Origin of the sequence: Streptomyces subrutilus (assembly GCF_001746425.1) — a bacterium.
In the GTDB taxonomy this organism is placed as follows: Bacteria; Actinomycetota; Actinomycetes; order Streptomycetales; family Streptomycetaceae; genus Streptomyces; species Streptomyces subrutilus_A.
This window is the reverse complement of sequence record NZ_MEHK01000001.1, coordinates 4,426,666-4,442,826: the sequence shown is the minus strand read 5'-3', so window position 1 is coordinate 4,442,826 and position 16,161 is coordinate 4,426,666. Positions and strand designations below refer to the sequence as shown.

Here is a 16,161-nt window from a genome sequence, read left to right as displayed (position 1 = left end):
GGTCCGGCCGCGATCCGCCCAAACGGATTAGCAGCAGCCGGCGCCCGGCAGGGTCCGCACGTTCCGGGCTTCCTTGCTGCGGGCGGCCAGCAGCTCGTCGGCCGGGTAGCCGACCTCCTCCAGGGTCAGCCCGTGCGGCTTGACCACGTGCACCGAGGAGTCCCGTACGGCCGCCGCGAGCACCTTGCCGGGCCAGTCGGTGGGCCGGTGCCCGTCGCCGACGTGCAGCAGGGCGCCGACCAGCGAGCGGACCATGTTGTGGCAGAAGGCGTCGGCTCGCACGGTCGCGGTGACGATCCCGTCCTCGCCGCGCTCCCAGCCGAGCTGCTGGAGCGTGCGGATGGTCGTGGCGCCCTCGCGCTTCTTGCAGTACGCGGCGAAGTCGTGCTCGCCGAGCAGCGGGGCGGAGGCCTCGTTCATGGCGTCGACGTCGAGAGGCCACTGGTGCCACAGGACGTGGCCGCGGCGCAGCGGGTCGACCCCGCCCTGGTGGTCGCCCACCCGGTAGGCGTAGCGGCGCCAGATGGCCGAGAAGCGGGCGTTGAAGCCCGCGGGGGCCTCGGCGACCTTCCACACCCGGACGTCGTGCGGCAGCCGACCGGCGAGGCGGCGCAGCAGCTTGTCGTGGTGCTCGGCCCACACCTCTTCGGCCAGGTCGAACTGCGCGACCTGGCCGCGGGCGTGCACGCCGGCGTCGGTGCGCCCGGCGACGGTCAGCTCGACCGGCTCCCGCAGCCTCATCACCGTCTGCAGCGCGCTCTCCAGCTCGCCCTGCACGGTCCGCAGCACGCGCTGCTTCGCCCAGCCGGAGAAGTCCTTGCCGTCGTAGCTCAGGTCCAGCCGCACCCGGACGTGCCCGGGCTCCACCTCGTCACTCACGTGACCGATCCTCTCAGAAGCTCAAGAGCGTCAGGAAAGACAGAACGGGCCCGCCCCGGAAGGGGGCGGGCCCGTTCAGAGCCATTCAGCGTGATCCCGGAAGGGATCAGGCCTCCTTGGTCTCCTCGGCGGCGGGAGCCTCGGTGGCCTCCGCCTCCTTCACCGCGCGCTTGGTGGCGGCCTCGGCCTCACCAGTGGCCTGCTGGGCGACCGTCAGGGCCTCGACCAGCTCGATGACCGCCATCGGGGCGTTGTCGCCACGACGGTTGCCGATCTTGGTGATGCGCGTGTAACCACCGGGGCGGTTCTCGTAGCGCGGGGCGATCTCGGTGAACAGCGTGTGCACGATGCTCTTGTCCGTGATCGTCTGCAGCACCAGGCGACGGTTGTGGATGTCGCCCTTCTTGGCCTTGGTGACCAGACGCTCGGCGTAGGGACGCAGGCGACGGGCCTTGGCCTCGGTGGTGGTGATGCGGCCGTGCTCGAAGAGCGCCTTCGCGAGGTTCGCGAGGAGGTGCTTCTCGTGCGCGGCCGAGCCGCCCAGGCGGGCACCCTTTGCGGGACGCGGCATGGTGTTACTCCTTCATATCTGCACCGGCCGTGTCAGGTACCGGTGTCAGTTCCCTCAGGCGGTCGCAAGAGGGGGTGTGGGGGGCGTGAACCCCCCACAAGCTTCTTAGTACTGCTCGGTCTCGACGAAGCCCGCGTCCGCGTCGTCGTCGGCGCCGAAGGCGTCGGCGGCGGCGGTCGGGTCGAATCCGGGCGGGCTGTCCTTGAGGGCCAGGCCCATGCCGGCCAGCTTCGCCTTGACCTCGTCGATCGACTTCGCACCGAAGTTGCGGATGTCGAGCAGGTCGGCCTCGGAGCGGGCGACGAGCTCACCCACGGAGTGGATGCCCTCGCGCTTGAGGCAGTTGTACGACCGGACGGTGAGCTCGAGCTCCTCGATCGGCAGCGCCAGGTCGGCGGCAAGGGCGGCGTCCGTGGGGGACGGGCCCATGTCGATGCCCTCGGCGTCGATGTTGAGCTCGCGCGCCAGACCGAACAGCTCGACCAGGGTCTTGCCGGCGGACGCCATGGCGTCGCGCGGGCGCATGGCCTGCTTGGTCTCGACGTCGACGATCAGCTTGTCGAAGTCGGTGCGCTGCTCGACTCGGGTCGCCTCGACCTTGTAGGTGACCTTGAGGACCGGGCTGTAGATGGAGTCGATCGGAATGCGGCCGATCTCCTGGCCCAGCTGCTTGTTCTGGACGGCGGAGACGTAGCCGCGGCCGCGCTCGACGGTCAGCTCCATCTCCAGCTTGCCCTTGCCGTTGAGCGTGGCGAGGACCAGGTCCGGGTTGTGCACCTCGACACCGGCCGGGGGCGCGATGTCAGCAGCGGTGACCAGGCCGGGACCCTGCTTGCGCAGGTACATCACGACCGGCTCGTCGTGCTCCGAGGAGACGACCAGCTGCTTGATGTTGAGGATGATGTCGGTGACGTCTTCCTTGACACCCGGCACGGTGGTGAACTCGTGCAGGACGCCGTCCACGCGGATGCTGGTGACAGCGGCACCCGGGATCGAGGACAGGAGCGTACGGCGCAGGGAGTTGCCGAGGGTGTAGCCGAAGCCCGGCTCCAGCGGCTCGATCACGAACCGCGAGCGGTACTCGTCGACGACCTCTTCGGTCAGCGAAGGACGCTGAGCGATAAGCATGTCTGTGTTCCTTCATTCGTGGACGCCCACTATTTGACGCCCGACGGGACGCCGTACCGGGGTACGGCTACTGCAAGGGTACGGGCGGCACGGCCCCCGAAGGGGTCGTACCGCCCGGACACTCAAGAACGCACAGGTGCGTCCGCTGCGCATACGCGGCGGCGCGGATCACCCCCGCGACGGCGGGGAGGGGCGCCGCCCCGGATCAGACGCGGCGGCGCTTCGGCGGGCGGCAGCCGTTGTGCGGGGTGGGGGTGACGTCCTGGATCGAGCCGACCTCGAGGCCGGTGGCCTGGAGGGAGCGGATCGCGGTCTCACGGCCGGAGCCCGGACCCTTGACGAAGACGTCGACCTTGCGCATGCCGTGCTCCTGCGCGCGGCGGGCGGCCGACTCGGCGGCCATCTGCGCGGCGAAGGGGGTGGACTTGCGCGAGCCCTTGAAGCCGACGTGGCCGGCGGAGGCCCAGGAGATCACGTTGCCCGAGGGGTCCGTGATCGAGACGATCGTGTTGTTGAACGTGCTCTTGATGTGGGCGTGCCCGTGAGCGACGTTCTTCTTTTCCTTGCGGCGCACCTTCTTGGCAGCGCCCTGACGACCCTTGGGGGGCATCTAAATCTCCTACGGGAGGTGGTCGGTCCTACAGCGCAAGACCGCTGAACAGGACTACTTCTTGCCCGGCTTCTTCTTACCGGCGATCGCGCGACGCGGGCCCTTGCGGGTACGCGCGTTCGTGCTGGTGCGCTGACCGTGCACCGGCAGGCCACGACGGTGGCGGATGCCCTGGTAGCACTGGATCTCGATCTTGCGGCGAATGTCGCCCTGGATCTCGCGGCGGAGGTCACCCTCGGTGCGGAGGTTGGCGTCCACGTACTCGCGGATCTTGACGAGGTCCTCTTCGGCCAGGTCACGAACGCGGGTGTTCGGGTTCACACCGGTGGCCGCAAGGATTTCCTTGGACCGGGTGCGACCGACACCGAAGACGTAGGTAAGTGCGATCTCCACACGCTTTTCGCGCGGGATGTCGACACCGGAAACGCGTGCCACAAATGGCTCCTGTGTGTTCGGGGGTCTTCCGCAGAACCGCTCCCGACCGCCGACCACCCGAAGTGGGTGATGGTACGTCCGGGTCCCCGGCCCCCGCCGGAGGTGCCGCCGGCCCCTCTCAGGGCTGGGCGGGTTCTGCGTATGTACGTTTTGTTACGTCGCGCGAAGAACTGCGGAAGGCAGGTCGGTCGGCGTGCGTCAGCCCTGGCGCTGCTTGTGGCGCAGGTTGTCGCAGATGACCATGACCCGACCGTGACGGCGGATCACCTTGCACTTGTCGCAGATCTTCTTGACGCTCGGCTTGACCTTCATGTGGGTGAGGTTCTCCGGGTCAGTGCCACCACCCGCACCGGGACGGATGCCCAGGCAGGAGTGAGGACAAGATCTACTTGTATCGGTAGACGATCCGGCCACGCGTGAGGTCGTACGGAGACAGCTCCACGACGACCCGGTCATCCGGGAGGATGCGGATGTAGTGCATGCGCATCTTTCCGCTGATGTGCGCGAGGACCTTGTGACCGTTCTGCAGTTCCACCTTGAACATCGCGTTCGGGAGGGACTCGATCACGGTGCCCTCGATTTCGATGGCACCTTGCTTCTTGGCCACGCTTCGCCCTTCGAATCGGCTACCTTGATCGGCTCCGTGCGCCATGCAGGCATGGAAGTGCACGAGAGCCGACGAGTCAGTCTACGTCAGGGCTCCCAGAAAGACGAATCCGGAAAGTTTGCCCCAGACTGTAGATCATTAACCGAGGGGGTCCGGGGCCGTGGTGACCCCGTACTCCGCCAGTTTGGCCTTGCCGCAGTCCGGGCTGGTCAGCACGATGGGACCGGCCTCGGTCAGCGCGATGGAGTGCTCCCAGTGGGAGGACCACGTGCCGTCCGTGGTGATGACCGTCCAGTCGTCCGCCAGGACCTCGGTCTGGGCAGTGCCCAGGGAGACCATCGGCTCGATGGCCAGGCAGACGCCCGGCACGAGCTTGATCCCCTTGCCCCGCTTGCGCGAGACGTAGTTCAGCAGGTGGGGGTCCATGTGCATCTCGGACCCGATGCCGTGCCCGCCGTAGTCCTCGATGATCCCGAACTTGCCCAGGCTGTGCTCACCGGTGGACGGCCGCGGCTGGCGCTTGATGTACGTCTCGATCGCCTTCGAGATGTCCACGAGCCGGTTGCCCAGCTTCATGGCGGCGATACCGGCCCACATGGACTCCTCGGTCACCCGGGAGAGCTCCACGAGCTCAGGGGCGTGCCCAGTGCCCACGAAGGCGGTGTAGGCCGCGTCCCCGTGCCAGCCGTCGACGATCGCGCCGGCGTCGATCGAGATGATGTCGCCGTCCTTGAGGACCGTCTTGTCGTCCGGGATGCCGTGGACCACGACCTCGTTCACCGAGGTGCAGATGGTCGCGGGGAAACCGCCGTAGCCGAGGAAGTTGGACTTCGCGCCGGCGTCCGCGATGACCTTGCGGGCCACCATGTCCAGATCCCGCGTCGTGGCGCCGGGTACGGCCGCCTCACGGGTCGCCGCATGGATCGCGGCGACGACCAGCCCCGCCTCGCGCATCTTCGCGATCTGCTCGGGGGTCTTGATCTGGACCATGAAAAAAGCCTTCCAGCCTCGGTACGAGTCTTCTCAACAGTACGGCCGCGATGCCCTGGGGACACCGCGGCCGTACCTGCACGCCAAAGGGTGACTACTTCTTCAGTGCTTCCATCGCGCGCTTCGTCACGTCCGCGACCTCACCGAGGGCGGGGATGGTCACGAGCAGACCCTGGGCCTTGTAGTAGTCGATGATCGGCTCGGTCTGCGTGTGGTAGACCTCCAGCCGGTTGCGGACCGTGGCCTCGGAGTCGTCCCCGCGCTGGTACAGCTCGCCGCCGCACTTGTCGCAGACGCCCTCGGTCTTCGGCTGGGCGTACGCCACGTGGAACACGTGCGACGAGTCGTTGCGGCAGATCCGGCGGCCGGCGATCCGCTTGACCACCTCGTCCTCCTCGACCTCCAGGTCGAGGACGGCGTCGAGCTTCATGCCCGCGGTCTGGAGCATCACGTCGAGGGCCTCGGCCTGCGACACGTTGCGCGGGAAGCCGTCGAGCAGGAAGCCGTTCGCGGCGTCCGCCTGCTCCATGCGGTCCTTGGCCATACCGATGGTGACCTCGTCGGGCACCAGGTCGCCGGCGTCCATGAACGCCTTCGCCTGCTTGCCCAGCGCGGTGCCCTGGCTGATGTTGGCCCGGAACAGGTCGCCCGTGGAGATGTGCGGGATCGACAGGTTCTTGGCAAGGAACGCGGCCTGCGTTCCCTTGCCCGCACCGGGCGGTCCGACGAGGACGATTCGCATCAGCGGAGGAACCCTTCGTAATTGCGCTGCTGGAGCTGGCTCTCGATCTGCTTCACGGTTTCCAGACCCACACCCACGATGATCAGGATGCTCGTCCCGCCGAACGGGAAGTTCTGGTTCGCTCCGAAGCCGGCCAACGCCATCGTCGGCACAAGAGCGATGAGACCCAGGTACAGCGACCCCGGCCAAGTGATCCGGTTGAGCACGTAGCTCAGGTACTCGGCGGTAGGTCGACCGGCACGAATACCCGGGATGAACCCACCATACTTCTTCATGTTGTCTGCAACTTCCTCGGGGTTGAACGAGATCGCCACGTAGAAGAACGCGAAGAAGACGATCAGGAGGAAGTAGACGGCGATGTAGTACGGGTGGTCGCCCTTGACGAAGTGCTTCTGGATCCACGTCGCCCAGCCGGCGGTGGAACCGCTGAACTGCACCACCAGGGCCGGGATGTACAGCAGCGACGAGGCGAAGATGACGGGGATGATGCCCGCCTGGTTCACCTTGAGCGGGATGTAGGTCGAGGTACCGCCGTACGCACGGCGGCCGATCATGCGCTTCGCGTACTGCACCGGGATCCGGCGCTGCGCCTGCTCGACGAAGACCACCAGGCCGACCATCGCGAGACCGACGAGCATGACCACGCCGAACTCGACCCAGCCGTCCGCGATCTTGCCCTGCTCCTTGATGGCCCAGAGGGCGCCGATGAAGCCGGCGGCGATGGAGATGAACATCAGGATCGACATGCCGTTGCCGATGCCGCGGTCCGTGATGAGCTCACCGAGCCACATGACGACACAGGTACCGGCCGTCATGGTGACGACCATGACGACGGTGGTGAAGATCGAACGGTTGGGGACGATCTGGCTGGCGACCTGGCAGCCCTGGAACAGGGCACCGGTGCGGGCGGTGGCGACGAGGCCCGTGCCCTGGAGGATCGCGAGCGCGACCGTCAGATAGCGCGTGTACTGAGTGATCTTCGCCGTGCCGGACTGGCCCTCTTTCTTGAGGGTCTCCAGCTTCGGGATGACCACGGTCAGCAGCTGCAGGATGATGCTCGCCGTGATGTACGGCATGATGCCGAGCGCGAAGATCGTGATCTGCAGCAGCGCACCGCCGCTGAACATGTTGACGAGACCGAACAGCCCGTTGCTGCTGCCTGCCTGGTCGACACAGATCTGAACGTTCTTGTAGCTCACGCCGGGTACCGGGATGTGGGACCCGAGCCGGAACAGCACGATGATGCCGAGCGTGAAGAGCAGCTTCTTGCGCAGGTCGGGCGTCTTGAACGCCCGGGCGAACGCGGTGAGCACGGTGCCTCCTGCGACCCCCGCGCTACTGCGTCAGAGGTGACGGTCTGAGGGATCGACGAATACGACAAAGCAAAGGTGCACGCCACCTTACCGGCGAGTGCGCCTCCCGTGGAACGACCAACCGGGGATGCCCCATATGTGAGGCATCCCCGGTCGGGTTTCGAGCTATTTAGCCACTGAATTCGTCTTAGACGAGCTCGGTGACAGTGCCGCCCGCGGCAGCGATCTTCTCCTTGGCGGAGCCGGAGACGGCGTCAACCGAAACCTGCAGCGCCACGGAGATCTCGCCCTGGCCCAGGACCTTGACGAGGCTGTTCTTGCGCACCGCGCCCTTGGCGACCAGGTCGGCCACCGTGACCTCTCCACCCTCGGGGTAGAGAGCGCCGAGCTTGTCCAGGTTCACGACCTGGTACTCGGTGCGGAACGGGTTCTTGAAGCCCTTGAGCTTCGGGAGACGCATGTGGAGGGGCATCTGCCCGCCCTCGAAGCGCTCCGGGATCTGGTAGCGGGCCTTCTGGCCCTTCGTACCACGACCGGCCGTCTTACCCTTCGACGCCTCACCACGACCGACACGGGTCTTCGCGGTCTTGGCGCCGGGGGCGGGACGGAGGTTGTGGGCCTTCAGCGGGCTGTTCTCAGCCATGATTAGTCAACCTCCTCAACCGTCACGAGGTGGCGGACGGTGTGAACCATTCCGCGGAACTCGGGGCGGTCCTCCTTGACGACCACGTCGTTCAGGCGCTTGAGCCCGAGCGAACGCAGAGTGTCACGGTGGTTCTGCTTGCTGCCGATGTACGACTTCGTCTGCGTGATCTTGAGGCGAGCCATTACGCAGCCCCCGCCCCGGCACGCGCACGAAGCAGGGCCGCGGGAGCGACGTCCTCGAGGGGCAGACCACGGCGAGCCGCGATCTCCTCGGGACGCTGCAGGCCCTTGAGCGCTGCCACGGTCGCGTGCACGATGTTGATCGCGTTCGACGAGCCGAGCGACTTCGACAGGATGTCGTGGACGCCGGCGCACTCCAGAACGGCGCGCACCGGACCACCGGCGATAACACCGGTACCGGGGGAAGCCGGCTTCAGGAGCACGACGCCCGCGGCACGCTCACCCGTGATCGGGTGAGGGATCGTGCCCTGGATGCGCGGAACCTTGAAGAAGTTCTTCTTGGCTTCCTCGACACCCTTGGCAATGGCCGCGGGAACTTCCTTGGCCTTGCCGTAACCGACACCTACAGTGCCGTCACCGTCGCCCACCACGACCAGCGCGGTGAAGCTGAAGCGGCGACCACCCTTGACAACCTTGGCGACGCGGTTGATCGCGACAACGCGCTCAACGTAAGCGGTCTTCTCGGCGGCAGGGCCACCGTCGCGACCCTTCCGGTCCCGCCGCTCGCCGCCACCGGCACCGCTTCCGCGGCGCTGGGGTCCAGCCATTGGATTACCTCTCTCTGTTACGTCCGTGAGTCCCGGAACCGGGGCTTAGAACTTCAGCCCGGCTTCGCGGGCGGCGTCAGCCAGAGCGGCAATGCGCCCGGCGTATCGGTTGCCACCGCGGTCGAACACGACGGTCTCGACACCCGCAGCCTTGGCACGCTCGGCGACGAGCGCGCCGACAGCCTGGGCCTGGGCGCTCTTGTCGCCTTCGCCACCGCGGATCGAAGCGTCCAGGGTCGACGCCGACGCCAGGGTGTGACCCTGGAGGTCGTCGATGACCTGAGCAACGATGTTGCGGTTGGAACGCGTCACGACGAGGCGCGGACGCTCCGCCGTACCCGAGACGTTCTTGCGGATGCGGATGTGGCGGCGAGCCTTGGCAGCGCGCTTGTACGCGTCGCCCTTGGCGATCTTCACACCGTATGCCATGGCTACTTACCAGCCTTTCCGACCTTGCGGCGGATGACTTCGCCGGCGTACTTGACACCCTTGGCCTTGTACGGGTCGGGCTTCCGCAGCTTGCGGATGTTGGCGGCGACCTCGCCGACCTTCTGCTTGTCGATGCCCTCGACCGAGAACTTGGTCGGCGACTCGACCTTGAAGGAGATGCCCTCGGGCGCCTCCACCAGGATCGGGTGGCTGTAGCCGAGCTGGAACTCCAGGTTGGAGCCCTTCGCGGCCACGCGGTAACCGACACCGCTGATCTCGAGAGCCTTGACGTATCCCGTGGTCACACCGGTGATCATGTTCGCCACCAGCGTGCGGGACAGGCCGTGCAGGGCCTTGTTCTGACGCTCGTCGTTCGGGCGGGTGACGTTCAGAACGCCAGCCTCGTCCTTGACGACTGCGATGGGCGCCTTAACGGTGTGCGCGAGGGAACCCTTGGGGCCCTTCACGTTGACCGTCTGGCCATCGATGGTGACGTCCACACCGGCGGGAACCTGGATGGGGAGCTTGCCGATTCGCGACATTGCTTTTCCTCCGTTCCCGACTACCAGACGTAGGCGAGGACTTCCCCACCTACGCCCTTCTTGCCTGCCTGCTGACCGGTCAGGAGACCGTGGGACGTGGAGATGATCGCCACGCCCAGGCCGCCGAGGACCTTCGGCAGGTTGGTGGACTTCGCGTACACGCGCAGACCGGGCTTCGAGATCCGCTTGATGCCCGCGATGGAGCGCTCACGGTTCGGCCCGAACTTCAGCTCGAGGACGAGGTTCTTGCCGACCTCGGCGTCCTCGACCTTCCAGCCGGTGATGAAACCCTCTTGCTTGAGGATCTCCGCGATGTGCGACTTGATCTTGCTGTGCGGCATCACGACGGTGTCGTGGTACGCCGAGTTAGCGTTGCGCAGACGAGTGAGCATGTCTGCGATCGGGTCAGTCATGGTCATGAAGTGGCCTTCGGCCTCTCTCGCCGGGGTTTCCTGTATGCGCCATCCCTCTCCCCACTCAGTGGCGGGACGGGTGCGGTGCGGGGACCTACGGCGTAGTAAGTCGTTATGGGCGGCGGACGCCCAACCACACAAGCCTAAGGCATGCGCGGCCGGGCACCCACCGTCCAGATGCTTACCGAGAGTGCCTGGTAGCGCCCAAGTCCTTGCGGACGAGGGTGATTACCAGGAGCTCTTGGTCACGCCCGGCAGCTCGCCACGGTGAGCCATCTCACGAAGGCACACGCGGCACAGGCCGAACTTGCGGTACACGGAGTGGGGACGACCGCAGCGCTGGCAGCGGGTGTACGCACGCACACCGAACTTGGGCTTGCGGGCAGCCTTCGCGATGAGAGCCTTCTTCGCCATCTCGCTTACGCCTCCTTGAAGGGGAAGCCGAGGTGACGAAGGAGCGCGCGGCCCTCAGCGTCGTTGGTCGCCGTGGTGACCACGGTGATGTCCATACCCCGGGTACGGTCGATCTTGTCCTGGTCGATCTCGTGGAACATGACCTGCTCCGTGAGACCGAAGGTGTAGTTGCCACGGCCGTCGAACTGCTTCGGCGACAGACCACGGAAGTCACGGATACGCGGCAGCGCGAGCGACAGCGTACGGTCCAGGAACTCCCACATGCGGTCACCACGGAGGGTGACGTGGCAGCCGATCGGCTGACCCTCGCGCAGCTTGAACTGCGCGATGGACTTGCGGGCCTTCGTGACGGCCGGCTTCTGACCGGTGATCGTCGTCAGGTCGCGGATGGCGCCGTCGATCAGCTTGGAGTCGCGGGCGGCGTCGCCCACACCCATGTTGACCACGATCTTCACGAGGCCGGGGATCTGCATGACGTTCTCGTAGGAGAACTCCTCACGCAGCTTGCCCGCGATGTCCTCGCGGTACTTCGTCTTGAGACGCGGAGTGGTAGCCATCAGATGTCCTCACCCGTCCGCTTGGCAACGCGGATCTTGTTGCCCTCGTCGTCGAAGCGGTAGCCGACGCGGGTGACGACCTTCTTGCCGTCCTTCTCCACAACCAGCTGAACGTTGCTGACGTGGACCGGGGCCTCGGTGATCACAATGCCACCGGCCTGGTTCTGCGCAGCCTTGGTGTGCTTCTTGACCCGGTTGACACCCTCGACGAGGACGCGGTTGTCAGCGGGGAAGGCGACGATGACCTTGCCCTGCTTGCCCTTGTCCTTACCGGTGATGACCTGAACCAGGTCGCCCTTCTTGATCTTCATGCTTACAGCACCTCCGGCGCGAGCGAGATGATCTTCATGAACTTCTTCTCGCGCAGCTCACGGCCCACCGGGCCGAAGATACGGGTGCCGCGAGGGTCGCCGTCGTTCTTCAGAATGACGGCGGCGTTCTCGTCAAAGCGGATGTACGAGCCGTCCTGGCGGCGACGCTCCTTGACGGTGCGAACGATGACCGCCTTGACGACGTCACCCTTCTTCACGTTGCCACCGGGGATCGCGTCCTTGACGGTGGCGACGATGACGTCACCGATGCCCGCGTAGCGGCGACCGGAACCACCGAGAACACGGATGCAAAGGATTTCCTTGGCACCAGTGTTGTCGGCGATACGCAGTCGCGACTCCTGCTGGATCACGTGTATCTCCTGTTTGTCTGCCGGTTCCCGGCGGGGGCTTCACTCCGGAGAGCTGAGCCCCCACCGAGCCTGGCGGAACGAACCTGAGGGAAACCCCTCAGGTGCTTACTTGGCCTTCTCGAGGATCTCGACGATGCGCCAGCGCTTGCTCGCCGACAGCGGACGCGTCTCCATGATGAGGACGCGGTCGCCGACGCCGGCAGCGTTCTGCTCGTCGTGCGCCTTGAGCTTGTTCGTACGGCGGATGACCTTGCCGTACAGGGCGTGCTTGACGCGGTCCTCGACGGCGACGACGACGGTCTTGTCCATCTTGTCGCTGACGACCAGACCCTCACGGGTCTTGCGGAAACCGCGCTCGGTCTTCTCAGTCACGTTGTTCTCGCTCATCAGGCGCTCTCCACCGTCTCGATACCGAGCTCACGCTCGTGCATCAGCGTGTAGATGCGAGCGATGTCCTTACGGACGGACTTGAGCCGGCCGTTGTTCTCCAGCTGACCCGTGGCCGCCTGGAAGCGGAGCTTGAACAGCTCCTCCTTGGCCTCGCGCAGCTTGCCAACGAGCTCCTCGTTGCCGAGCTCACGCAGCTCGGACGCCTTGGTTCCCGTCGCCATCACGACTCACCTGCCTCGCGCCGAACAATCCGGCACTTCATCGGAAGCTTGTGAGCAGCGCGGGTGAGCGCCTCACGAGCAATCTTCTCGTTCGGGTAGGACAGCTCGAACATGACCCGGCCCGGGTGCACGTTGGCGATCCACCACTCGGGAGAACCCTTACCGGAACCCATGCGGGTCTCGGCAGGCTTCTTCGTCAGCGGGCGGTCCGGGTAGATGTTGATCCAGACCTTGCCGCCACGCTTGATGTGGCGGGTCATCGCAATACGAGCCGCCTCGATCTGGCGGTTCGTCACGTAGGCCGGGGTCAGCGCCTGGATGCCGTACTCACCGAACGTGACCTCAGTACCGCCCTTCGCCATGCCACTGCGCTTGGGGTGGTGCTGCTTGCGGTGCTTGACCCTACGAGGGATCAGCATGTCGGTCAGGCCTCCGTTCCGGTGCTCTCGGCCGGAGCGGCGGCGGGAGCGTCGGCCTTGGGGGCCTCGGCACCAGCAGCCTGCTGCGGCTTGCGGCCACCACGGCCGCCGCGCTCGCCACCACGGCCACCACGGCCGGCGGGACGGTCGCCTGCGCCCTGCGCGCCACGGGCCGGGCGGTTACCCGCACGGGCCGCAGCGTTCTCGGCGCGAACCTCGGCGATGTTCTTGACGTCGCCCTTGTAGATCCAGACCTTCACACCGATACGGCCGAAGGTGGTCTTGGCCTCGAAGAAGCCGTAGTCCACGTTCGCGCGCAGCGTGTGCAGCGGCACACGGCCTTCGCGGTAGAACTCGGAGCGGGACATCTCGGCGCCGCCGAGACGGCCGCCACACTGGATCTTGATGCCCTTGGCGCCGGCCTTCATCGTGCCCTGCATGCTCTTGCGCATGGCACGACGGAAGGAGACGCGGGAGGAGAGCTGCTCGGCAACGGCCTGGGCAACCAGCTGAGCGTCGACCTCGGGGTTCTTGACCTCGAGGATGTTCAGCTGGACCTGCTTGCCCGTGAGCTTCTCGAGGTCGCCGCGGATGCGGTCGGCCTCGGCGCCACGGCGGCCGATGACGATGCCCGGACGAGCGGTGTGGATGTCCACACGCACGCGGTCACGGGTGCGCTCGATCTCAACCTTCGAGATGCCGGCGCGCTCCATGCCGGACGTCATCATCCGACGGATGGCGACGTCTTCCTTGACGTAGTCCTTGTACAGCTTGTCGGCGTACCAACGCGACTTGAAGTCGGTGGTGATGCCGAGCCGGAACCCGTGCGGGTTTACCTTCTGGCCCATTACCGGGAACCTTCCTTGCTGCTGACGACCACGGTGATGTGGCTGGTCCGCTTGCGGATCCGGTAGGCACGGCCCTGCGCACGCGGACGGAACCGCTTCAGGGTCGGGCCCTCGTCCACGAACGCCTCGCTGATGACCAGCGTGGAGGCGTCCGGGTGGTTGTAGTTGTGTGCGGCATTGGCAATGGCGCTGTCCAGCACCTTGCCAACCGGCACGCTCGCGGCCTGCGGGGCGAAACGCAGGACCGCCTGAGCCTCCGTGGCATCCATGCCACGGATAAGGTCCACCACTCGGCGGGCCTTCATGGGCGTGACGCGGATGTACCGCGCCTGGGCCCTGGCTTCCATGGTTGTCCCTTCGGTGTAAGTCATAGTCGTAACCACCCCGCCTTTAGCGGCGCTTCGACTTCCGGTCGTCCTTGACGTGGCCGCGGAAGGTGCGAGTCGGCGAGAACTCGCCGAGCTTGTGGCCGACCATCGACTCGGTGACGAACACCGGGACGTGGGTCTTGCCGTTGTGCACCGCGATGGTGTGACCCAGCATGCTGGGGATGATCATCGAGCGACGGGACCAGGTCTTGATGACGTTCTTGGTGCCCGCTTCGTTCTGGACGTCCACCTTCTTTACGAGGTGGTCGTCGACGAAGGGCCCCTTCTTGAGACTGCGCGGCATCTAAACCCGCTCCTAGCGCTTCTTGTTCGTCTTGCGGCGGCGGACGATGTACTTGCTCGAAGCCTTCTTCGGCGAGCGAGTACGACCCTCCTTCTGACCCCACGGGGAGACCGGGTGGCGACCACCACTGGTCTTGCCCTCACCACCACCGTGCGGGTGGTCAACCGGGTTCATCGCGACACCGCGGACGGACGGGCGAACGCCCTTCCAGCGCATGCGGCCGGCCTTGCCCCAGTTGATGTTCGACTGCTCGGCGTTGCCGACCTCGCCGACCGTGGCGCGGCAGCGCGCGTCGACGAGACGGATCTCGCCGGACGGCATGCGGAGGTGGGCCATGGTGCCCTCCTTCGCCAGCAGCTGCACGGAGGCACCGGCGGAGCGGGCGAACTTGGCGCCGCCACCGGGACGGAGCTCGATCGCGTGGATCGTGGTACCGACCGGGATGTTGCGGAGTGCCAGGTTGTTGCCGGGCTTGATGTCGGCCGTGGGGCCGTTCTCAATCCGGTCGCCCTGCTTCAGGCTCTTCGGCGCGATGATGTAGCGCTTCTCGCCGTCGGCGTAGTGCAGCAGCGCGATGCGCGCCGTGCGGTTGGGGTCGTACTCGATGTGCGCGACCTTGGCCGGCACGCCGTCCTTGTCGTGACGACGGAAGTCGATCACCCGGTAGGCGCGCTTGTGACCGCCACCCTGGTGGCGAACAGTGATCCGACCGGTGTTGTTACGGCCGCCCTTGCTGTGCAGCGGGCGAACCAGCGACTTCTCCGGCGTGGACCGCGTGATCTCGACAAAGTCGGCGACGCTGGAGCCACGACGGCCCGGGGTCGTCGGCTTGTACTTGCGGATACCCATTTCTCAGTCCTCGTCCGATTCCGGACGACTAGACCTCCGTTAGGAGGCCTGGCCGCCGAAGATGTCGATTCGGTCGCCCTCAGCGAGGGTCACGATGGCGCGCTTGGTGTTCGCGCGCTTGCCGAAACCGGTCTTGGTGCGCTTGCGCTTACCCTGACGGTTGATCGTGTTGACCCCGGTGACCTTGACCGAGAAGACCGCCTCGACGGCCTGCTTGATCTGGGTCTTGTTGGCGCCAGGCGCGACGATGAACGTGTACTTGTTCTCGTCCAGCAGCGCGTAGCTCTTCTCCGAGACAACCGGCTTGATCAGCAGGTCGCGCGGGTCAGTGAAGGTCTTGCTGGTAACGGTCGCCTCAGACATCAGGCGTCGCTCCCTTCGGTCTCATCGGCCTTGGGGCCAGACACGAAGGACTCGAAAGCGGCCTGGGTGAAGACCACGTCGTCAGAGACGATCACGTCGTACGTGTTCAGCTGGCCCGGCTCCAGGATGTGGACCTGGGGCAGGTTGCGGGCGGACAGCCACGCGGCCTCGTCGGCACGCTCGACGACCAGGAGCAGGTTCTTGCGCTCCGAGATCTTGCCGAACAGCGTCTTGGCGGCCTTCGTGGAGGCGGCACCCTCGACCACGCCGGTGACGACGTGGATGCGGGAGTGACGCGCACGGTCCGAGAGGGCACCGCGGAGGGCGGCGGCCTTCATCTTCTTGGGGGTCCGCTGGGAGTAGTCACGCGGCTGCGGGCCGTGGACGACGCCACCGCCGACGAACTGCGGCGCACGGGTCGAACCCTGGCGCGCGCGGCCGGTGCCCTTCTGGCGGTACGGCTTGCGGCCACCACCACGGACTTCGCCACGACGCTTGGTCTTGTGCGTGCCCTGACGGGCAGCTGCCAGCTGGGCGACAACGACCTGGTGGATCAGCGGAACGCTGGTCTTCGCGTCGAAGATCTCCGCGGGGAGCTCGACGGTACCGGCCTTGTCGCCTGCCGGCGAAAGGATGTCAATGGTGCTCATTACC

General features: G+C 66.1%; 29 protein-coding genes. All 29 read right to left on the bottom strand.

Translation table 11 applies throughout. The annotated features are described in order from the left end of the window. Window positions 1-27 precede the first annotated feature (27 nt). The 29 genes from truA to rplD all read right to left on the bottom strand — a co-directional run bounded on the left by truA (window position 28) and on the right by rplD (window position 16,157). Window positions 28-879: a tRNA pseudouridine(38-40) synthase TruA gene (truA, locus tag BGK67_RS21100; RefSeq protein ID WP_069921531.1), complete on the bottom strand. Its 852-nt coding sequence runs from the start codon at window positions 877-879 to the stop codon at window positions 28-30. Between the two features lie 106 nt (window positions 880-985). Next, window positions 986-1,450 (bottom strand): 50S ribosomal protein L17, encoded by a 465-nt coding sequence (rplQ, locus tag BGK67_RS21095; protein ID WP_069921530.1) that lies wholly within the window; start codon window positions 1,448-1,450, stop codon window positions 986-988. A 105-nt stretch (window positions 1,451-1,555) separates the two neighbouring features. After that, window positions 1,556-2,578 (bottom strand): DNA-directed RNA polymerase subunit alpha, encoded by a 1,023-nt coding sequence (locus tag BGK67_RS21090; protein ID WP_008739666.1) that lies wholly within the window; start codon window positions 2,576-2,578, stop codon window positions 1,556-1,558. A gap of 205 nt (window positions 2,579-2,783) precedes the next feature. Further along, window positions 2,784-3,188 carry a 30S ribosomal protein S11 gene (gene rpsK, locus BGK67_RS21085; protein WP_003956432.1) on the bottom strand — a complete coding sequence of 135 codons (405 nt, stop codon included), beginning with the start codon at window positions 3,186-3,188 and terminating at the stop codon, window positions 2,784-2,786. Window positions 3,189-3,242: 54 nt separating this feature from the next. Further along, window positions 3,243-3,623: a 30S ribosomal protein S13 gene (gene rpsM / locus BGK67_RS21080; RefSeq protein WP_069921529.1), complete on the bottom strand. Its 381-nt coding sequence runs from the start codon at window positions 3,621-3,623 to the stop codon at window positions 3,243-3,245. A gap of 198 nt (window positions 3,624-3,821) precedes the next feature. Further along, window positions 3,822-3,935 carry a 50S ribosomal protein L36 gene (gene rpmJ, locus BGK67_RS21075; RefSeq protein ID WP_003956441.1) on the bottom strand — a complete coding sequence of 38 codons (114 nt, stop codon included), beginning with the start codon at window positions 3,933-3,935 and terminating at the stop codon, window positions 3,822-3,824. 73 nt (window positions 3,936-4,008) lie between these two features. After that, window positions 4,009-4,230, bottom strand: coding sequence for a translation initiation factor IF-1 (infA, locus tag BGK67_RS21070; protein ID WP_003956442.1), 222 nt, complete (start codon window positions 4,228-4,230; stop codon window positions 4,009-4,011). A gap of 138 nt (window positions 4,231-4,368) precedes the next feature. Further along, entirely contained in the window at window positions 4,369-5,220 is an 852-nt protein-coding gene (gene map / locus BGK67_RS21065) for a type I methionyl aminopeptidase (protein WP_069921528.1), read from the bottom strand. A gap of 94 nt (window positions 5,221-5,314) precedes the next feature. Then, window positions 5,315-5,962, bottom strand: coding sequence for an adenylate kinase (locus BGK67_RS21060; RefSeq protein WP_069921527.1), 648 nt, complete (start codon window positions 5,960-5,962; stop codon window positions 5,315-5,317). Continuing rightward, entirely contained in the window at window positions 5,962-7,275 is a 1,314-nt protein-coding gene (gene secY, locus BGK67_RS21055) for a preprotein translocase subunit SecY (protein WP_069921526.1), read from the bottom strand. Before secY ends, BGK67_RS21060 begins: the two co-directional genes overlap by 1 nt. Window positions 7,276-7,462: 187 nt before the next feature. Further along, window positions 7,463-7,918 carry a 50S ribosomal protein L15 gene (gene rplO, locus BGK67_RS21050; RefSeq protein WP_069921525.1) on the bottom strand — a complete coding sequence of 152 codons (456 nt, stop codon included), beginning with the start codon at window positions 7,916-7,918 and terminating at the stop codon, window positions 7,463-7,465. A gap of 2 nt (window positions 7,919-7,920) precedes the next feature. Continuing rightward, on the bottom strand, window positions 7,921-8,103 hold the full coding sequence (gene rpmD, locus BGK67_RS21045; protein ID WP_005313525.1) for a 50S ribosomal protein L30: 183 nt from the start codon (window positions 8,101-8,103) through the stop codon (window positions 7,921-7,923). Further along, window positions 8,103-8,708, bottom strand: a complete 606-nt coding sequence (rpsE, locus tag BGK67_RS21040; RefSeq protein WP_030298218.1) for a 30S ribosomal protein S5 — start codon at window positions 8,706-8,708, stop codon at window positions 8,103-8,105. The genes rpmD and rpsE overlap by 1 nt, the downstream gene beginning before the upstream one ends. Before the next feature lie 45 nt (window positions 8,709-8,753). Then, window positions 8,754-9,137: a 50S ribosomal protein L18 gene (rplR, locus tag BGK67_RS21035; RefSeq protein ID WP_030026334.1), complete on the bottom strand. Its 384-nt coding sequence runs from the start codon at window positions 9,135-9,137 to the stop codon at window positions 8,754-8,756. 2 nt (window positions 9,138-9,139) lie between these two features. Further along, the gene (gene rplF, locus BGK67_RS21030; protein ID WP_069921524.1) at window positions 9,140-9,679 is read right to left on the bottom strand and encodes a 50S ribosomal protein L6; all 540 of its coding nucleotides are present in this window, start codon (window positions 9,677-9,679) and stop codon (window positions 9,140-9,142) included. 20 nt (window positions 9,680-9,699) lie between these two features. Then, window positions 9,700-10,098, bottom strand: coding sequence for a 30S ribosomal protein S8 (rpsH, locus tag BGK67_RS21025; RefSeq protein WP_007265911.1), 399 nt, complete (start codon window positions 10,096-10,098; stop codon window positions 9,700-9,702). A 222-nt stretch (window positions 10,099-10,320) separates the two neighbouring features. After that, window positions 10,321-10,506: a type Z 30S ribosomal protein S14 gene (locus BGK67_RS21020; protein WP_003956452.1), complete on the bottom strand. Its 186-nt coding sequence runs from the start codon at window positions 10,504-10,506 to the stop codon at window positions 10,321-10,323. 5 nt (window positions 10,507-10,511) lie between these two features. Further along, window positions 10,512-11,063: a 50S ribosomal protein L5 gene (gene rplE / locus BGK67_RS21015; RefSeq protein WP_030154702.1), complete on the bottom strand. Its 552-nt coding sequence runs from the start codon at window positions 11,061-11,063 to the stop codon at window positions 10,512-10,514. Continuing rightward, window positions 11,063-11,374 (bottom strand): 50S ribosomal protein L24, encoded by a 312-nt coding sequence (gene rplX / locus BGK67_RS21010; RefSeq protein WP_030008468.1) that lies wholly within the window; start codon window positions 11,372-11,374, stop codon window positions 11,063-11,065. The genes rplE and rplX overlap by 1 nt, the downstream gene beginning before the upstream one ends. A 2-nt stretch (window positions 11,375-11,376) precedes the next feature. Further along, entirely contained in the window at window positions 11,377-11,745 is a 369-nt protein-coding gene (rplN, locus tag BGK67_RS21005) for a 50S ribosomal protein L14 (RefSeq protein WP_008739701.1), read from the bottom strand. Between the two features lie 105 nt (window positions 11,746-11,850). Then, window positions 11,851-12,132, bottom strand: a complete 282-nt coding sequence (rpsQ, locus tag BGK67_RS21000; protein WP_030008467.1) for a 30S ribosomal protein S17 — start codon at window positions 12,130-12,132, stop codon at window positions 11,851-11,853. Further along, on the bottom strand, window positions 12,132-12,356 hold the full coding sequence (gene rpmC / locus BGK67_RS20995) for a 50S ribosomal protein L29 (RefSeq protein WP_008739703.1): 225 nt from the start codon (window positions 12,354-12,356) through the stop codon (window positions 12,132-12,134). Before rpmC ends, rpsQ begins: the two co-directional genes overlap by 1 nt. Beyond that, entirely contained in the window at window positions 12,356-12,775 is a 420-nt protein-coding gene (gene rplP, locus BGK67_RS20990) for a 50S ribosomal protein L16 (RefSeq protein WP_008739704.1), read from the bottom strand. The genes rpmC and rplP overlap by 1 nt, the downstream gene beginning before the upstream one ends. Window positions 12,776-12,780: 5 nt before the next feature. Next, on the bottom strand, window positions 12,781-13,623 hold the full coding sequence (gene rpsC / locus BGK67_RS20985; RefSeq protein ID WP_069921523.1) for a 30S ribosomal protein S3: 843 nt from the start codon (window positions 13,621-13,623) through the stop codon (window positions 12,781-12,783). Continuing rightward, complete coding sequence (gene rplV / locus BGK67_RS20980; RefSeq protein WP_037792011.1) at window positions 13,623-13,970, bottom strand: 50S ribosomal protein L22; 348 nt, start codon at window positions 13,968-13,970, stop codon at window positions 13,623-13,625. The genes rpsC and rplV overlap by 1 nt, the downstream gene beginning before the upstream one ends. Window positions 13,971-14,013: 43 nt before the next feature. Further along, a complete protein-coding gene (rpsS, locus tag BGK67_RS20975) occupies window positions 14,014-14,295 on the bottom strand; it encodes a 30S ribosomal protein S19 (RefSeq protein ID WP_008739713.1) in 282 nt (93 codons plus the stop codon). 12 nt (window positions 14,296-14,307) lie between these two features. Then, window positions 14,308-15,144: a 50S ribosomal protein L2 gene (gene rplB / locus BGK67_RS20970; RefSeq protein WP_069921522.1), complete on the bottom strand. Its 837-nt coding sequence runs from the start codon at window positions 15,142-15,144 to the stop codon at window positions 14,308-14,310. A gap of 39 nt (window positions 15,145-15,183) precedes the next feature. After that, window positions 15,184-15,507 (bottom strand): 50S ribosomal protein L23, encoded by a 324-nt coding sequence (rplW, locus tag BGK67_RS20965; protein WP_037792012.1) that lies wholly within the window; start codon window positions 15,505-15,507, stop codon window positions 15,184-15,186. Continuing rightward, window positions 15,507-16,157 carry a 50S ribosomal protein L4 gene (rplD, locus tag BGK67_RS20960; RefSeq protein WP_030008466.1) on the bottom strand — a complete coding sequence of 217 codons (651 nt, stop codon included), beginning with the start codon at window positions 16,155-16,157 and terminating at the stop codon, window positions 15,507-15,509. The genes rplW and rplD overlap by 1 nt, the downstream gene beginning before the upstream one ends. Window positions 16,158-16,161: the final 4 nt, after the last annotated feature.

Excerpts from the sequence above, each read along its gene's own strand:
- rplP (WP_008739704.1), bottom strand. The coding sequence starts at position 12,775 with ATGCTGATCCCTCGTAGGGTCAAGCACCGCAAGCAGCACCACCCCAAG.
- rpsS (WP_008739713.1), bottom strand. The coding sequence starts at position 14,295 with ATGCCGCGCAGTCTCAAGAAGGGGCCCTTCGTCGACGACCACCTCGTA.
- BGK67_RS21060 (WP_069921527.1), bottom strand. The coding sequence starts at position 5,962 with ATGCGAATCGTCCTCGTCGGACCGCCCGGTGCGGGCAAGGGAACGCAG.
- BGK67_RS21090 (WP_008739666.1), bottom strand. The coding sequence starts at position 2,578 with ATGCTTATCGCTCAGCGTCCTTCGCTGACCGAAGAGGTCGTCGACGAG.
- rpmJ (WP_003956441.1), bottom strand. The coding sequence starts at position 3,935 with ATGAAGGTCAAGCCGAGCGTCAAGAAGATCTGCGACAAGTGCAAGGTG.
- rplF (WP_069921524.1), bottom strand. The coding sequence starts at position 9,679 with ATGTCGCGAATCGGCAAGCTCCCCATCCAGGTTCCCGCCGGTGTGGAC.
- rplD (WP_030008466.1), bottom strand. The coding sequence starts at position 16,157 with ATGAGCACCATTGACATCCTTTCGCCGGCAGGCGACAAGGCCGGTACC.
- rplV (WP_037792011.1), bottom strand. The coding sequence starts at position 13,970 with ATGGAAGCCAGGGCCCAGGCGCGGTACATCCGCGTCACGCCCATGAAG.
- rpmC (WP_008739703.1), bottom strand. The coding sequence starts at position 12,356 with ATGGCGACGGGAACCAAGGCGTCCGAGCTGCGTGAGCTCGGCAACGAG.
- rplB (WP_069921522.1), bottom strand. The coding sequence starts at position 15,144 with ATGGGTATCCGCAAGTACAAGCCGACGACCCCGGGCCGTCGTGGCTCC.
- BGK67_RS21020 (WP_003956452.1), bottom strand. The coding sequence starts at position 10,506 with ATGGCGAAGAAGGCTCTCATCGCGAAGGCTGCCCGCAAGCCCAAGTTC.
- rplR (WP_030026334.1), bottom strand. The coding sequence starts at position 9,137 with ATGGCATACGGTGTGAAGATCGCCAAGGGCGACGCGTACAAGCGCGCT.
- rplO (WP_069921525.1), bottom strand. The coding sequence starts at position 7,918 with ATGGCTGAGAACAGCCCGCTGAAGGCCCACAACCTCCGTCCCGCCCCC.
- rpsC (WP_069921523.1), bottom strand. The coding sequence starts at position 13,623 with ATGGGCCAGAAGGTAAACCCGCACGGGTTCCGGCTCGGCATCACCACC.
- rpsK (WP_003956432.1), bottom strand. The coding sequence starts at position 3,188 with ATGCCCCCCAAGGGTCGTCAGGGCGCTGCCAAGAAGGTGCGCCGCAAG.
- rpsH (WP_007265911.1), bottom strand. The coding sequence starts at position 10,098 with ATGACCATGACTGACCCGATCGCAGACATGCTCACTCGTCTGCGCAAC.
- rplX (WP_030008468.1), bottom strand. The coding sequence starts at position 11,374 with ATGAAGATCAAGAAGGGCGACCTGGTTCAGGTCATCACCGGTAAGGAC.
- rpmD (WP_005313525.1), bottom strand. The coding sequence starts at position 8,103 with ATGGCTCGCCTCAAGATCACGCAGACGAAGTCGTACATCGGCAGCAAG.
- rplW (WP_037792012.1), bottom strand. The coding sequence starts at position 15,507 with ATGTCTGAGGCGACCGTTACCAGCAAGACCTTCACTGACCCGCGCGAC.
- rplQ (WP_069921530.1), bottom strand. The coding sequence starts at position 1,450 with ATGCCGCGTCCCGCAAAGGGTGCCCGCCTGGGCGGCTCGGCCGCGCAC.
- map (WP_069921528.1), bottom strand. The coding sequence starts at position 5,220 with ATGGTCCAGATCAAGACCCCCGAGCAGATCGCGAAGATGCGCGAGGCG.
- rplE (WP_030154702.1), bottom strand. The coding sequence starts at position 11,063 with ATGGCTACCACTCCGCGTCTCAAGACGAAGTACCGCGAGGACATCGCG.
- rpsQ (WP_030008467.1), bottom strand. The coding sequence starts at position 12,132 with ATGAGCGAGAACAACGTGACTGAGAAGACCGAGCGCGGTTTCCGCAAG.
- rpsE (WP_030298218.1), bottom strand. The coding sequence starts at position 8,708 with ATGGCTGGACCCCAGCGCCGCGGAAGCGGTGCCGGTGGCGGCGAGCGG.